The 379-nt window shown below is 49.3% G+C and carries 1 tRNA gene and 1 rRNA gene; both read right to left on the reverse strand.

Annotated elements, in window-relative coordinates:
- Nucleotides 1–52 precede the first annotated feature (52 nt).
- Nucleotides 53–127 (reverse strand) — tRNA-Glu (locus ACA373_RS22160).
- 174 nt (nucleotides 128–301) lie between these two features.
- A 16S ribosomal RNA gene (locus tag ACA373_RS22165) occupies nucleotides 302–379 on the reverse strand; the annotation flags it as partial.

Consider the following 379-nt stretch of genomic DNA (forward strand, 5'->3'; position numbering starts at 1 on the left):
AATCAGTTTTGAGATACTTCGTGGAGACACCTTTCACCTGTCACCAAGCAAGTGGCGTCCCCTAGGGGATTCGAACCCCTGTTGCCGCCGTGAAAGGGCGGAGTCCTAACCGCTAGACGAAGGGGACGTGAAATTTGCTTTGCGAATCACCGATTCGCTTATTTCACGTAAAGGCAAGATTTTCTCAAGAAAATCGCGCGACAGATTCTTTTGTCGCTTTACCCCCAACGCGTTAACGCCTTGCTCATTACTTTTCTATCAGACAATCTGTGTGAGCACTGCGCACGAAGGTATCTTCAGGTAAGGAGGTGATCCAACCGCAGGTTCCCCTACGGTTACCTTGTTACGACTTCACCCCAGTCATGAATCACAAAGTGGT

It is taken from the genome of Erwinia sp. STN24, assembly GCF_041320675.1.
In the GTDB taxonomy this organism is placed as follows: Bacteria; Pseudomonadota; Gammaproteobacteria; order Enterobacterales; family Enterobacteriaceae; genus Erwinia; species Erwinia aeris.